The sequence below is a fragment of the Paracoccus versutus genome (genome assembly GCF_000763885.1).
Lineage (GTDB): Bacteria > Pseudomonadota > Alphaproteobacteria > Rhodobacterales > Rhodobacteraceae > Paracoccus > Paracoccus versutus.
The window spans coordinates 14041-26831 of sequence record NZ_JRKO01000037.1 but is presented as its reverse complement, the minus strand read 5'-3'; the positions used below and the strand labels follow the sequence as shown (position 1 = coordinate 26831).

Here is a 12791-nt window from a genome sequence, read left to right as displayed (position 1 = left end):
CCCCCTGGGCCTTGCCTTTGACCTTGCGCGATCAGTCCTCCAGCGGCTTGCCGGCGGTCTCGCGCGCCATCAGCATGGCGACCAGCGCCAGCGCGGCGGCGCCGACCAGATACCAGGCCGGCGCCAGCTTGCTGCCGGTCACGCTGATCAGCCAGGTCGCGACGAAGGGCGCGGTGCCGCCGAACAGCGCATTCGCCGCGTTGAAGCTGAAGGCGAAGCCGGAATAGCGCACGCGGGTCGGAAAGATCTCGGACAGGAAGCAGGGCAGGGTGCCGTCGTTGATGGTCAGCAGCGCGCCGAAGGCGATCTGGATCAGCACGATGGTGAGGAAGCTCGCGCCGTCGAGCATGCTGAACAGCGGCACGGTCAGCGCCATGAACAGCACCGAGGCGGTGATCAGCGCCGTCTTGCGCCCCAGCCGGTCCGACAGCATGCCCATCAGGAAGATCAGGAAGATGTAGCTGGCCAGCGAGATGCTGGTGGCCAGGAAGGCCTGCGCCTTGCCCATGCCCATCTCGGTCGAGAGATAGGTGGGCATGTAGCTGAGGATCAGGTAGAAGCCCACGGCGTTGAGGCAGGTGACGCCGAAGGCGATGGCGATCTGCCGGCGATGGTTGCGAAACAGCTCGCGCACCGGGGTGGCCTCGACGTGATGGGTCTTTTCCAGCTCGCGGAATTTCGGCGTATCCTCCAGCCGCAGCCGGATATAGAGGCCGATGAAGCCCAGCGGCAGCGCCAGCAGGAAGGGGATGCGCCAGCCGAAGCTTTGCATCTGCGCCTCGTCCAGGAAGGCGAAGAGCCCCGCCGACATCAGCGAGCCGGCCAGCAGCCCCGCGGCGGTCGAGGCCGGCACGATGCTGGTGTAAAGGCCGCGGCGGTGGGTCGGCGAATATTCGGCGATGAACGAGGTGGCGCCGGCATATTCGCCCGCGGCGGAAAAGCCCTGCACCATGCGCACCAGCAGCAGAAGCACCGGCGCCAGCAGGCCGATCTGGTGATAGGACGGCAGCAGCGCGATGACGGTGGTGGCGCCCGACATGATCAGGATCGACCAGGACAGCGCCGTGCGCCGCCCGACCCGGTCGCCGATCGCGCCCCAGATGATGCCGCCGACCGGGCGGATGATGAACGAGATGGCGAAGACCGCGAAGGTCGCCAGGAGCGCGCTGGTCGGCGCGATCTCGGGGAAGAAGGCATGGGCGATGACGGTGGCGAAATAGCCGTATGAGGCATAGTCGAACCATTCGACGAAATTGCCGACGAAGCTGGCGCCCAGCACCTTCCTGACGACATCGCGCGAGACCTCGGCGTCCGGCGCCGCATCCTGCGGCATGCCGGCCGCCGCGGCGAGCGTTGGATTGGACATTGATTACCCTCCCTTGGGTGTTCCTGCCGGCCTCCTCTGCCGGCAATGGCCTTTCCGCCCGGCCCGCGGGGGATGCGGGCCGGTGGCGGCGGTCGGAACCGCCGTTACGCGATCCGCCCGCCGGGTGGACCGGCGGGCGGCGGGGGGTCAGGCGGCCTTGGCCTTGCCCTTGACGATCAGATGCTCGGGTCCATAGGGGAAGCCGGTGATGTTGCGGTTCCCGCCTTCCTCGATCACCAGGATGTCATGCTCGCGATAGCCGCCGGCGCCGGGCATGTTCTCGGGGATGGTGATCATCGGCTCCATCGAGACGACCATGCCGGGCTCCAGCACCGTCTCGCAATCCTCGCGCAGTTCCAGCCCCGCCTCGCGGCCGTAATAGTGGCAGAGCACGCCGAAGCTGTGGCCATAGCCGAAGCTGCGGTATTGCAGCAGGTTCTCGGCCGCATACATCTCGTTCAGCTCGGCCGCGATCTCCGAGCATTTCTTGCCCGGCACCAGCAATTCCTTGCCGCGGTCGTGGACCTTGCAGTTGAACTCCCACAGGCGGATGTGTTCGTCGCTGGCCTCCTCGGCGAAGAGCGTGCGCTCCAGCGCGACGTAATAGCCCGCGACCATGGGGAAGCAGTTCAGCGACAGGATGTCGCCGCGCTGGATCTTGCGGCTCGTCACCGGGTTGTGGGCGCCGTCGGTGTTCACGCCGGACTGGAACCAGGTCCAGGTGTCCAGCAGCTCGGCATGCGGCCAGGTCCTGGCGATCTCGCGCACCATGGCGGCGGTGGAATGCAGCGCCACCTCGTGCTCGGGCACGCCGACGGCGGTCGCTTCGACGCAGGCCGCGCCGCCGACATCGGCGATGCGGGCCATCTCGGTGATATGGGCGATCTCCTCGGCCGACTTGATCATGCGCAGCCGCATGGCGGGGGCGGCGATGTCGACGAACGCGACGCCGGGAAATTCCGCCTTCAGCAGGTCGAGCAGGTCGATGTTCACATGGTCGAATTCGATGCCGATGCGCTTGGCGTTGCCGGCAAGCTGGCGCAGGGCATGAAAATAATTGTCCTTCTGCCAGTCGGTATAGGTGACGTTGCCGCCGAAGCTGCGCCGCCAGGGCTGGCCGCCGTCGATGCCGGCGCTGATCGTCGTCGCCTTGTCATGGTCGATCACCAGCCCATAGCGGCGGCCGAACTGGCAATAGAGGAAATCCGCGTAATAATTGATGTTGTGATACGAGGTGAACAGCGCCGCATCGACGCCCGTCTGCGCCATATGCGCGCGGATTGCGTCCTGGCGGCGCTGCATTTCCGTGGCCGAGAAGGTCGGGGCCGCCTTCTCGCCATTGCCGACGAAACTTTGAAGCCTGTCGCGTTGCATGGGATGTCCTCTTTGTTCTTTGGGGGTTCGGATGGCGTCAGGATCGGGCGTGCAAGGGGTCTTGTCAAAAGACCGTTTCTCATGCTTCGCTTGAGAAAATCTCAATCGTTGCGGGTCGCTTCCCATGTCGCTTCTGCCGCTCAATGCCCTGCGTGCCTTCGAGGCCGTCGCCCGGCTGAAAAGCTTCAAGGAGGCAGCGAAGGCGTTGTTCGTTACCCAGTCGGCGGTCAGCCACCAGGTCCGCCATCTCGAGGAATTCCTGGGGGTTGCGCTGTTCGACCGCTCGGGGCCGCGGCCGCGCCTCCTGCCGCGCGGGCAGGAGCTGGCGCGCACGCTGAGCCTGTCGCTGGCCGAGATCGAGGCGGCCTGCAAGCGGGTGCGCATGGCCGGCGGCGCGCAGCCGCTGGTGATCGCCGCCATCCCCTCGGTCGCGATCTGCTGGCTGATCCCGCGGCTTTCGCGCTTTCGGCAGGCGCATCCCGACCTGGCGCTGCGCGTGGTCTATGCCATGCACGGGCAAGAGATCGACTTTCGCAGCACGCATTTCGCCTTCGTCTTCTCGGATGGCCCGCCGGTCATGCCGGGGGTGCGGGTGCTGGCCTTCCTGCCCGGCGAAAGCGCGCCGGTCTGCAACCCCTCGCTGCTGTCCGGCTTGGGCGAGGCGCCGCCCTCGGCTGCCGGGATCAGGGCCGCGGGGCTGCTGCACGACACCGACACATCCGCCTGGCGCGCCTGGCTGTCGCGGATGGGCGAGGGCATCGGCCCGGACGAGGCCGGGCCGGTGTTCGAGGATTTCAACTTGCTACGCGCCGCCGCCCTGGCCGGGCAGGGGGTGGCGCTATGCCCGCTGGCGATGATCCGCGACGACCTGGACAGCGGCCGGCTGGTGCAGCTGTCCCCGGTCACGGTGCTGGAAAACTATGGCTATTACCTGCTGGCCAACGATCCACAGCCCGCCGACCTGGCCGAGAACGCCCAGGCGTTCCAGGACTGGGCGTTCCGCGAAAGGGATGCCGGGCCGGACGGCTGATCCGGGTCAGGACCGTGCCGGTTCGCGCGCCGCGACCGGGTGCAGCAGATGCGAGAAATCCGGCCGCCGCGCCAGCACGTCGGCCAGGCTGTAGCCGTCCAGCACCGCCATGAACCCCGCCATCGCCTCGTCCAGCACCGAGGTCAGCCCGCAGGCCGGCGCGATGATGCAGGTGCCGCAGCCGACCAGGTCGAAATCGTCCTCGGTATGGCGGACCAGCGCGCCGATGTTGATCTCGGCCGGCGGACGGGCCAGGCGGATGCCGCCGTTGCGCCCGCGCAGGCTGGCCAGGAAGCCGGCATGGACCAGGTCGTTGATGACCTTCATCAGGTGGTTTTGCGAAATGCCATAGGCCTGCGCGATCTCGCCGATCGAGCAGAGCCGTTCGGGCTCGCGGCCCAGATACAGCAGCACGCGCATGGCATAATCGGTATAGCGCGTCAGGCGCATTGCAGGCTCCGATAAAACATGTATCCTGATTGCATGTTTCTGGCGGCAAAGATACATGTATCCACAATACATGTTTTGAGTCGCGGCCGATCCCCTGCCGCGCCCCCTTGCAGGAGAAGCCGAATGCCGCAGCCGCTGAGCGCGCAGACCATCGCCCTGGTCAAAGCCACCGTCCCCGCGCTTGAGGCGCATGGCCTTGACATCATTCGCGAAATGTATGCGCGCATGTTCCAGAACCCGGACATCCGCGACCTGTTCAACCAGACGCACCAGGGCGGTTCGGAATCGCAGCCACGCGCGCTGACCGGGGCGATCCTGGCCTATGCCAACAATATCGACAACGTGACGGCGCTGGTTCCCGCGGTCGAGCGCATCGCCCAGAAACATGTCGGCCTGCAGATCCTGCCCGAACATTACCCCCATGTCGCCGAGGCGCTTCTGGGCGCCATCCAGGCGGTGCTGGGCGATGCCGCCACCGACGAGGTGCTGGATGCCTGGGGCGAGGCCTATTGGTTCCTTGCCAATATCCTGATCGCGCGCGAACGGCGGATCTATGACGAGCAGCTGGCGGTCGAGGGCGGCTGGAACGGCTGGCGCGACTTTCGCATCGACGAGGTGATCCGCGAAAGCAGCACCATCGCCTCGTTCATCCTGCGCCCGGTCGATGGCGGGCCGGTGATGGCGCACAAGCCGGGCCAATACCTGACCTTCTGGCTGGAGATCCCCGGCCATGCCCCGGCCAAGCGCAACTATTCGATCTCGGCCGCGGCGAACGGCCAGACCTATCGCATCTCGGTCAAGCGCGAGCCGCAGGGGCTGGTCTCGGGCTGGCTGCACCAGCAAAGGCCGGGCACGGTGCTGAAGGTCGCGGCCCCCGCGGGCGAGTTCTTCCTGCCCGAACGGCCCGAGCGGCCGGTGGTGCTGCTGTCGGGGGGCGTGGGGCTGACGCCCATGGTCGCCATGCTGGAGGCGCTGGTGCAATCGGATGCGCCGGTGCCGGTGCATTACATCCACGGCACCCACGACCGCGACACCCATGCGATGCGCGCCCATGTCCGCGCGCTGGCCAAGCGGCGGCCGCAGATCACCGTCACCGATTTCCACCAGACGCCGCTGGCGGACGAGGTCGCGGGCCGCGACTACGACCATGCCGGGCTGATCACCGAGGAATGGCTGCTGGCCAATACCCCCTCGGAGGCGGCGGATTACTATATCTGCGGCCCGCGGCCCTTCCTGCGCGCGGCGGTGGCGGCCTTGTCGCTGGCGGGCGTGCCCGCGGACCGCATCCATTACGAGTTCTTCGGCCCGGCCGACGAATTGCTGGCCGCCTGAGGCGGCCTTGGGCCGACGCTACCCGGCCCCTTGCCAAGGGGCTTGGCAGCGCGCCGCGGCTTGTGGCAATGCGGAACGGACGCCCGGTCCCCCGGCCGGGTGCAGCATCCGGGAAACCATCGTGCCGCAATCTGTTGCTGACGACAGCGAACGCTATATCGCGCGGGGCATCGCCCATGTGAAGCTTGCGACGCCGGTCCGGGCGCCGATCACCGTATCCTTCGTGCTGATGCCGCGCTTTACCATGCTGGCCTTCACCTCGGCGATCGAGCCCTTGCGGGTGGCCAACCAGCTGACCGAGCAGGTGCTGTTCAAATGGCGCATCCACAGCGAAAGCGGCGCGCCGATCACCTGCTCGAACGGGGTGCCGCTGCTGCCCGACGCGCCGCTGTCCGAGGCGCCGGCCTCGGATTACGTGCTGGTCTGCGGCGGGGTCGAGCCGGATGCGGGTTGCAGCGCCGAGCTGACCGACTGGCTGCGCAAGCAATGGCGCCATGGCGGCACCGTGGGCGGGCTTTGCACCGGCGCCTATGCGCTGGCCCGCGCCGGCATCCTCAACGGCCGCTGCTTTACCCTGCATTGGGAAAACATCCCGAACTTCACCGAGAAATATCCCGACCTGGTGCCCGAGCGGCGCATCTTCTGCATCGACGAGCGCATCGTCACCTGCGCCGGCGGCGTCGCCTCGGCCGAGCTGGCGCTGAAGCTGATCGAGGATTACTACGGCGCCGAGCTGGGCCAGGCGGTGATGAACATGTGCCTGCTGGGCCAGATCCGCCGCGGCGAGGACGAACAGCTGAGTTCGCTTTCCGTCCGACTGGGCACGCGCAACGACCACCTGATCCGCGCCGTGGCCTATATCGAGGCCCATGTCGAGGACGAGATCGACCTGGCCGAATGCGCCCGCCACCTGGGCATCTCGCGCCGCCAGCTCGAGCGGCTGTTCCAGCGCTACCTGGACACGACGCCGCTGCAATACCTCAACAGGGTGCGGCTGCAGCATGCTCGCTGCTGACCGAGACCAATCTCAGCGTCATGCAGGTGGCGGTGGCCTGCGGCTTCGGCTCGTCCTCGTATTTCTCCAAGGTGTTCCGGGGGCAATACGGCATGTCGCCCTACAAGTTCTCGCTGACGCGCAAGCGGCCGGGTTAGGGCCTGGCCCGCGCCCTGCGCTATGATCGGCCGAATCGCCAGCGCAGGAGGACGGGGGATGGACAAGGGCAGGGCGGCGGCGGGACGCATCCGCATCGGCATCGGCGGCTGGACCTATGAGCCCTGGCGTGGCAGCTTCTATCCCGAGGGGCTGGCGCAGCGGCGCGAGCTGGAACATGCCAGCCGCCGGCTGACCTCGATCGAGGTCAACGGCACCTATTACGGCGCGCAAAAGCCCGAGAGCTTTCGCAAATGGCATGACGAGACGCCCGAGGATTTCGTCTTTTCGCTGAAGGCGCCGCGCTATGCCACCAACCGCAAGGTGCTGGCCGATGCGGGCGAAACCATCGCGCGCTTCCTGTCCGGCGGGGTGATGCTCTTGGGCGACAAGCTGGGGCCGATCAACTGGCAGTTCATGGCGACGAAGAAATTCGAGCCGGCGGATTTCGAGGCTTTCCTGAAGCTGCTGCCCGCCTCGGCCGAGGGCAGGGCGCTGCGCCATGTGGTCGAGGTCCGCCACGAGAGCTTCCGCACGCCCGCCTTTACCGAGATGCTGCGCGAGCATGGGGTGGCGGCCGTGGTCGCCGCGGACGGCAAGTATCCCCAGATCGCCGATCCGACCGCGCCCTTCGTCTATGCGCGCATCATGGGCACCAGCGCGGACGAGGCGCTGGGCTATTCGCCGGCCGCGCTGGATCTTTGGGCGGAAAGGGCGCGGATCTGGGCCGCGGGCGGGCTGCCCGAGGGGCTGGATCATGTCGGGCCGAACGCGGTCCCGGGGCCGCGCGACGTCTATCTTTACGTCATCGGCGGCCACAAGGCGCATAACCCGCAAGCCGCGATGGCGCTGATCGAGCGGCTGGGCTGAAGGCCGCGGAGGGTCCGGCCGCGGACCGGGGGTCTTGCCGGCAAGGTCCGGCCCTGCCAAGCTGCAAGGCAGGGAGAACGCGCATATGGACGGACAGCAGAACAGCCGCAAGTCGCTGGACACGGCGGAAATCGGCGCGCTTGCGCATCTTTACCGGGCCGAAATCTATCGCTCGACCATCTGGCGCACGCGGCTCGACACCACGACGAACTGGTCGGTGGTGACGCTGGGGGTGGCGCTGTCGATCACCTTTTCCTCGCCCCAGGCATCGCCGTTGCCGCTGGTTCTGGTCGGCATCCTCATCATCTTCTTCCTGATGCTGGAGGCCCGGCGCTATCGCTATTTCAACGTCTGGCGCGCGCGCTGCCGCTGGATGGAGCTGAACTTCATGGCGCCGATGCTGCGCGACGGCGATTTGCGGCTGGAAACCGGCTGGCAGGACCGGCTGGCCGAGGATTACCGCCGCCCCGCCTATCACGTCAGCCTGCGCACCGCCATCGGCCGGCGCATCCGGCGCAATTACTTCTGGATCCTGCTGATCCAGACCGCGGCCTATCTGGGCAAGCTGGGGGTGCATCCGACCCCGCTGCAATCGGCGGGCGAATTGCTGGAGCGCGCCGCCATCGGCCCGATTCCGGGTTGGCTGGTGCTGGCCTTGGGGCTGGCCTATTGCCTGTCCTGGGGCGCCATCGCCCTGTGGAGCCTGCGCGAGGACCGCAAGCGCGCCCGCTGGCGCCAGGATCCGCTGGGCATGGGGTGAGGGCCCGTCGGGCCGATGCAAGCGCGCGCTTTTCCTGACGCATTCCCCCGGCTGAATGCAGGATGCATGGCGGGGCGATCCAGGATCGAGGGTGTGGCCGGGGCGGCCGGTGTTTGTGTCCCGGCGGTGCGGCCGGGTGCCGGACGGCCGCGCCGGGATCGGCTGCGCCGCTGGCGTCGGGGGGCGTTGCCCCCCGCGTTTCCTCCACCCCTCGATGGGGTGGAGGAAACGTCCCCCCAGGATATTTGGGCACGAAAGAAGGGCAGGCGCCGCCGCCGGTGGTCGAGGCGGCCAGGCCTCCGCAGGCTGGAGCCGGCGCAATGCCAGCCCATCGGCCCAAGGCGCCGAGGGATATGGCGCCGGCAGCCGCGCTGCACTAGGCTGGCGGGATGCTGGTCGATCCCAAACACCCGTTCTTCCGCCCGCTCTGGGTCCGCGTCCTCTGCGTCCTGCTGCCCCTGCTTTGGGCGGCGTTCGAGGCGGCGGGCGGCGCCTTCTTCTGGGCCATCCTGTTCGGTGCGGCGGGGATCTATCTTTTCGCGGCGCTTTTCCTGGGTCGCGGCGACGGCGGATGATGTCCCGCCGCCGGCGCGGACCTGCCCGCTGCGCCGATCCGCGGATGTCGGGCCGAGAATCATCCCGCCCAGGGCCGGAACCGGCGGCGCGGCAGCGTCTGAACGGTCCGGTTCTGTCTGTTTTTGCGGCGGGGGCCCTCCCATGGCTGCCCGGTGGAACGCCAAGATTCGCCCGATGATTCCGGCGTTTCGCAGCGTCATCGCGGCAAATCGACGATCAGACCCGGCAAAGCACTTGACCTGTCAGGCAGATTCGTTTGCATCGGGACAGGGAATATCTCTAGACATGGGAGGCATTATGTCACTCTTCTCCACCCGGATGCTTGCGGCATCGGCTTTCGCCTTGATGGCTGCGGCGCCGCTGCATGCCAAGACCTTCGTCTATTGCTCGGAGGGCTCGCCGGAAGGGTTCGACGCCGCGCCCTATACCGCGGGCACCACCTTCGATGCCTCGGGCCATGCGGTCTACAACCGCCTGGTGCAGTTCAAGCCGGGCACCACCGAGATCGAGCCGGCCCTGGCCGAAAGCTGGGACGTGTCGGAGGACGGGCTGGAATACACCTTCCATCTGCGCCAGGGCGTGAGGTTCCATTCCAACGACAAGTTCACGCCCTCGCGCGACTTCAACGCCGACGACGTGATCTTCACGTTCGAGCGCCAGGCCAGCGCCGACCATCCCTGGCACGAATACATCCCCGGCATCACCTATGAGTATTATTCCTCGATGGAGATGGACAAGCTGATCAAGTCCATCGAAAAGGTCGACGACCATACGGTGAAGTTCACCCTCAACCAGCCCGAGGCGCCGTTCCTGGCCAATGTGGCCATGCCCTTCGTCTCGATCGTGTCCAAGGAATATGCCGATGCGCTGGACGCCGCCGGCACCCGCGAAGACCTGAACAACGCCCCCATCGGCACCGGCCCCTTCAAGTTCGTCGCCTACCAGAAGGACGCGGTGATCCGCTATCAGAAGAACGCCGACTACTGGGGCGAGGCGCCCAAGATCGACGACCTGGTCTTTGCCATCACCCCCGACGCCTCGGTGCGGCTGCAAAAGCTCAAGGCCGGCGAATGCCACCTGATGCCCTATCCCGCGCCCGCCGACCTGGACGAGATCCGCGCCGACCCGAACCTCAAGCTGGACGAGCAGCCCGGCCTGAACGTGGGCTACCTGGCCTATAACACCACCGTCGCGCCCTTCGACAACCCGCAGGTCCGCAAGGCGCTGAACATGGCCATGGACAAGCCGGCGCTGATCGATGCCGTCTACCAGGGCAATGCCGAGGTCGCCAAGAACCCGATCCCGCCGACCATGTGGTCCTATAACGACGCCATCGAGGACGACAAATACGATCCCGAGGCGGCCAAGGCGATGCTGGAGGAAGCCGGCGTCAAGGACCTGACCATGGAAGTCTGGGCCATGCCAGTGCAGCGCCCCTACATGCCCAACGCCCGCCGCACCGCCGAGATGATCCAGAGCGACTTCGCCAAGGTCGGCGTCAAGGTCGAGATCGTCAGCTACGAATGGGGCGAATACCTGAAGAAATCGATGGAAGAGGGTCGCAAGGGCGCCGTCATCCTGGGCTGGACCGGCGACAACGGCGATCCCGACAACTTCCTGTCAGTGCTTCTGTCCTGCGCCGCGGCCACGCCGGGCGGGGCGAACCGTGCCTTCTGGTGCAACCAGGAATTCTCGGACCTGCTGGCCAAGGCCAAGGCGACCTCGGACCATGACGAGCGGGTCAAGCTTTACGAAGAGGCGCAGGTCATCTTCAAGCGCGAGGCACCCTGGGCCACGCTGGCGCATTCGACCCAATACGTGCCGATGGCCAAGAACGTCACCGGCTTCGTGCAGTCGCCGTTGGGCGATTATGTCTTCGACACCGTGGACCTGACCGAATAAGGTCGCGCCCGGATTGAAACTCTCGCGGCCGTGCAGGGAAATTTCCTTGCACGGCCCTTAGGTTAGGGTTCGATGCTCAGATTCATCCTCAAGAAACTGCTTTACCTGGTCCCGACGATGATCGGGATCACGCTGGTGGCCTTCGGCTTCATCCGCCTGCTGCCGGGCGATCCGGTGCTGCTGATGGCCGGCGAGCGCGGCGTCTCGCCCGAGCGCTATGCCCAGATCGCGGCGCAGCTTGGCTATGACAAGCCGGTCTGGCAGCAATACCTGCATTATCTCGGCAACCTGCTGCAGGGCGACCTGGGCAATTCGCTGGTGACGAAGAAGCCGGTGCTGACCGAGTTCCTGGCGCTGTTCCCGGCCACGGTCGAGCTGGCGCTGGTGGCCATCATCATCGCCACGGTGATCGGCGTGCCGGTGGGCGTGATCGCGGCGATCAAGCGCGGCAGCTGGTTCGACCAGGTCTCGATGACCGCGGCGCTGGTCGGGTTTTCCATGCCGATCTTCTGGTGGGGGCTTCTGCTCATCATCCTGTTTTCCGGCGTGCTGGGCTGGACCCCGGTCTCGGGCCGCATCTCGCTGATGTATTTCTTTCCGCAGGTCACGGGCTTCATGCTGATCGACAGCCTGATTTCCGGGCAGAAGGGCGCCTTCGCCTCGGCGCTGAGCCACCTGATCCTGCCCTCGATCGTGCTGGCGACCATTCCGCTGGCGGTGATCGCGCGGCAGACCCGATCCGCCATGCTGGAGGTGATGGGCGAGGATTACGTCCGCACCGCCAGGGCCAAGGGCCTGTCGACCCGCCGGGTGATCGGGGTCCATGCGCTGCGCAATGCCATGATCCCGGTCATCACCACCATCGGCCTGCAGGTCGGCGTGCTGATGGCGGGCGCCATCCTGACCGAGACGATCTTTTCCTGGCCCGGCATCGGCAAGTGGATGATCGATTCGATCTCGCGCCGCGACTATCCGGTGGTGCAGTCTGGCCTGCTGCTGATCGCCGCCATCGTGATGATCGTGAACCTGATCGTCGACCTGACCTATGGTCTCATCAACCCGAGGATCCGGCACAAATGACCGATACCACCGTCAAGATTTCGGACGCGGCCATCCGCCGCCGGATGCTGCGCGAGTTCTGGTTCTATTTCAGCCAGAACCGTGGCGCGGTGATCGGCCTCGTCGTCTTCGTCCTGCTGGTGCTGACCGCGATCTTCGCGTCGCTGATCGCGCCGCATGACCCGACGCAGCAATATCGCGACGCGCTGCTGGTGCCGCCGATCTGGCAAGAGGGCGGGCGCGCGGGCTTTCTGCTGGGCACCGATGCCGTGGGCCGGGACATGCTGTCGCGGCTGATCCATGGCGCGCAATATTCGCTGTTCATCGGCATCGTCGTCGTCGCCATCGCCCTGACCGGCGGCATCATCATCGGGCTGGTCGCCGGTTTCTTCGGCGGCTGGGTCGATACCGTCATCATGCGCGTCATGGACGTGGTGCTGGCCTTTCCCTCGCTCTTGCTGGCGCTGGTGCTGGTCGCCGTGCTGGGGCCGGGGCTGACCAATGCGATGATCGCCATCGCCATCGTCTACCAGCCGCATTTCGCCCGCCTGACCCGCGCCGCGGTGATGGGCGAGAAGGCGCGCGAATATGTCACCGCCGCCAAGGTGGCGGGCGCCGGCAACCTGCGGCTGATGTTCAAGACCATCCTGCCCAATTGCCTGGCGCCCTTGATCGTGCAGGCGACGCTTTCCTTCAGTTCGGCGGTCCTCGACAGCGCCGCGCTGGGTTTCCTCGGCATGGGCGCGCAGCCGCCGGCGTCCGAATGGGGCACCATGCTGGCCGAGGCGCGCGAGTTCATCCTGCGCGCCTGGTGGGTCGTGACCTTCCCCGGCCTCGCCATCCTGGTCTCGGTGCTGGCGATCAACCTGATGGGCGACGGGCTGCGCGACGCGCTCGACCCGAAACTGAAGCGGAGCTGACC

The 12791-nt window shown here is 66.6% G+C and carries 11 protein-coding genes and 1 pseudogene; 9 read left to right on the top strand and 3 right to left on the bottom strand.

Annotated features, from left to right (window positions below; all coding sequences use genetic code 11):
* Window positions 1-31 precede the first annotated feature (31 nt).
* Together IT40_RS16755 and IT40_RS16750 are read right to left on the bottom strand one after the other, a co-directional pair.
* Window positions 32-1366: an MFS transporter gene (locus IT40_RS16755; protein ID WP_036757645.1), complete on the bottom strand. Its 1335-nt coding sequence runs from the start codon at window positions 1364-1366 to the stop codon at window positions 32-34.
* A 147-nt stretch (window positions 1367-1513) separates the two neighbouring features.
* Window positions 1514-2740: an aminopeptidase P family protein gene (locus IT40_RS16750; RefSeq protein ID WP_036757644.1), complete on the bottom strand. Its 1227-nt coding sequence runs from the start codon at window positions 2738-2740 to the stop codon at window positions 1514-1516.
* A gap of 124 nt (window positions 2741-2864) precedes the next feature.
* On the opposite strand from IT40_RS16750, the gene IT40_RS16745 reads away from it, so the two are divergent.
* A complete protein-coding gene (locus IT40_RS16745; RefSeq protein ID WP_036757643.1) occupies window positions 2865-3770 on the top strand; it encodes a LysR substrate-binding domain-containing protein in 906 nt (301 codons plus the stop codon).
* Window positions 3771-3776: 6 nt separating this feature from the next.
* Here IT40_RS16745 and IT40_RS16740 read toward each other — a convergent pair whose 3' ends face one another.
* Complete coding sequence (locus IT40_RS16740) at window positions 3777-4220, bottom strand: Rrf2 family transcriptional regulator (protein WP_036757642.1); 444 nt, start codon at window positions 4218-4220, stop codon at window positions 3777-3779.
* A gap of 123 nt (window positions 4221-4343) precedes the next feature.
* On the opposite strand from IT40_RS16740, the gene hmpA reads away from it, so the two are divergent.
* From hmpA to IT40_RS16700, 8 genes and pseudogenes are all read left to right on the top strand, one after another.
* Window positions 4344-5552 carry an NO-inducible flavohemoprotein gene (gene hmpA / locus IT40_RS16735; RefSeq protein WP_036757641.1) on the top strand — a complete coding sequence of 403 codons (1209 nt, stop codon included), beginning with the start codon at window positions 4344-4346 and terminating at the stop codon, window positions 5550-5552.
* A gap of 229 nt (window positions 5553-5781) precedes the next feature.
* A pseudogene (locus IT40_RS16730) lies at window positions 5782-6681 on the top strand (GlxA family transcriptional regulator); the annotation flags it as partial.
* An 81-nt stretch (window positions 6682-6762) separates the two neighbouring features.
* Window positions 6763-7572, top strand: coding sequence for a DUF72 domain-containing protein (locus tag IT40_RS16725; RefSeq protein WP_036757640.1), 810 nt, complete (start codon window positions 6763-6765; stop codon window positions 7570-7572).
* Between the two features lie 85 nt (window positions 7573-7657).
* A complete protein-coding gene (locus tag IT40_RS16720; protein ID WP_036757637.1) occupies window positions 7658-8332 on the top strand; it encodes a DUF2270 domain-containing protein in 675 nt (224 codons plus the stop codon).
* Window positions 8333-8721: 389 nt separating this feature from the next.
* Window positions 8722-8907 (top strand): hypothetical protein, encoded by a 186-nt coding sequence (locus tag IT40_RS16715; RefSeq protein WP_036757635.1) that lies wholly within the window; start codon window positions 8722-8724, stop codon window positions 8905-8907.
* Window positions 8908-9205: 298 nt separating this feature from the next.
* The gene (locus IT40_RS16710) at window positions 9206-10810 is read left to right on the top strand and encodes an ABC transporter substrate-binding protein (RefSeq protein WP_036757633.1); all 1605 of its coding nucleotides are present in this window, start codon (window positions 9206-9208) and stop codon (window positions 10808-10810) included.
* A 72-nt stretch (window positions 10811-10882) separates the two neighbouring features.
* A complete protein-coding gene (locus IT40_RS16705; protein ID WP_036757631.1) occupies window positions 10883-11890 on the top strand; it encodes an ABC transporter permease subunit in 1008 nt (335 codons plus the stop codon).
* Complete coding sequence (locus IT40_RS16700; protein ID WP_036757630.1) at window positions 11887-12789, top strand: ABC transporter permease subunit; 903 nt, start codon at window positions 11887-11889, stop codon at window positions 12787-12789. The genes IT40_RS16705 and IT40_RS16700 overlap by 4 nt, the downstream gene beginning before the upstream one ends.
* Window positions 12790-12791: the final 2 nt, after the last annotated feature.

Excerpts from the sequence above, each read along its gene's own strand:
- hmpA (WP_036757641.1), top strand. The coding sequence starts at position 4,344 with ATGCCGCAGCCGCTGAGCGCGCAGACCATCGCCCTGGTCAAAGCCACC.
- IT40_RS16750 (WP_036757644.1), bottom strand. The coding sequence starts at position 2,740 with ATGCAACGCGACAGGCTTCAAAGTTTCGTCGGCAATGGCGAGAAGGCG.
- IT40_RS16710 (WP_036757633.1), top strand. The coding sequence starts at position 9,206 with ATGTCACTCTTCTCCACCCGGATGCTTGCGGCATCGGCTTTCGCCTTG.
- IT40_RS16715 (WP_036757635.1), top strand. The coding sequence starts at position 8,722 with ATGCTGGTCGATCCCAAACACCCGTTCTTCCGCCCGCTCTGGGTCCGC.
- IT40_RS16720 (WP_036757637.1), top strand. The coding sequence starts at position 7,658 with ATGGACGGACAGCAGAACAGCCGCAAGTCGCTGGACACGGCGGAAATC.
- IT40_RS16755 (WP_036757645.1), bottom strand. The coding sequence starts at position 1,366 with ATGTCCAATCCAACGCTCGCCGCGGCGGCCGGCATGCCGCAGGATGCG.
- IT40_RS16745 (WP_036757643.1), top strand. The coding sequence starts at position 2,865 with ATGTCGCTTCTGCCGCTCAATGCCCTGCGTGCCTTCGAGGCCGTCGCC.
- IT40_RS16700 (WP_036757630.1), top strand. The coding sequence starts at position 11,887 with ATGACCGATACCACCGTCAAGATTTCGGACGCGGCCATCCGCCGCCGG.
- IT40_RS16725 (WP_036757640.1), top strand. The coding sequence starts at position 6,763 with ATGGACAAGGGCAGGGCGGCGGCGGGACGCATCCGCATCGGCATCGGC.
- IT40_RS16740 (WP_036757642.1), bottom strand. The coding sequence starts at position 4,220 with ATGCGCCTGACGCGCTATACCGATTATGCCATGCGCGTGCTGCTGTAT.
- IT40_RS16705 (WP_036757631.1), top strand. The coding sequence starts at position 10,883 with ATGCTCAGATTCATCCTCAAGAAACTGCTTTACCTGGTCCCGACGATG.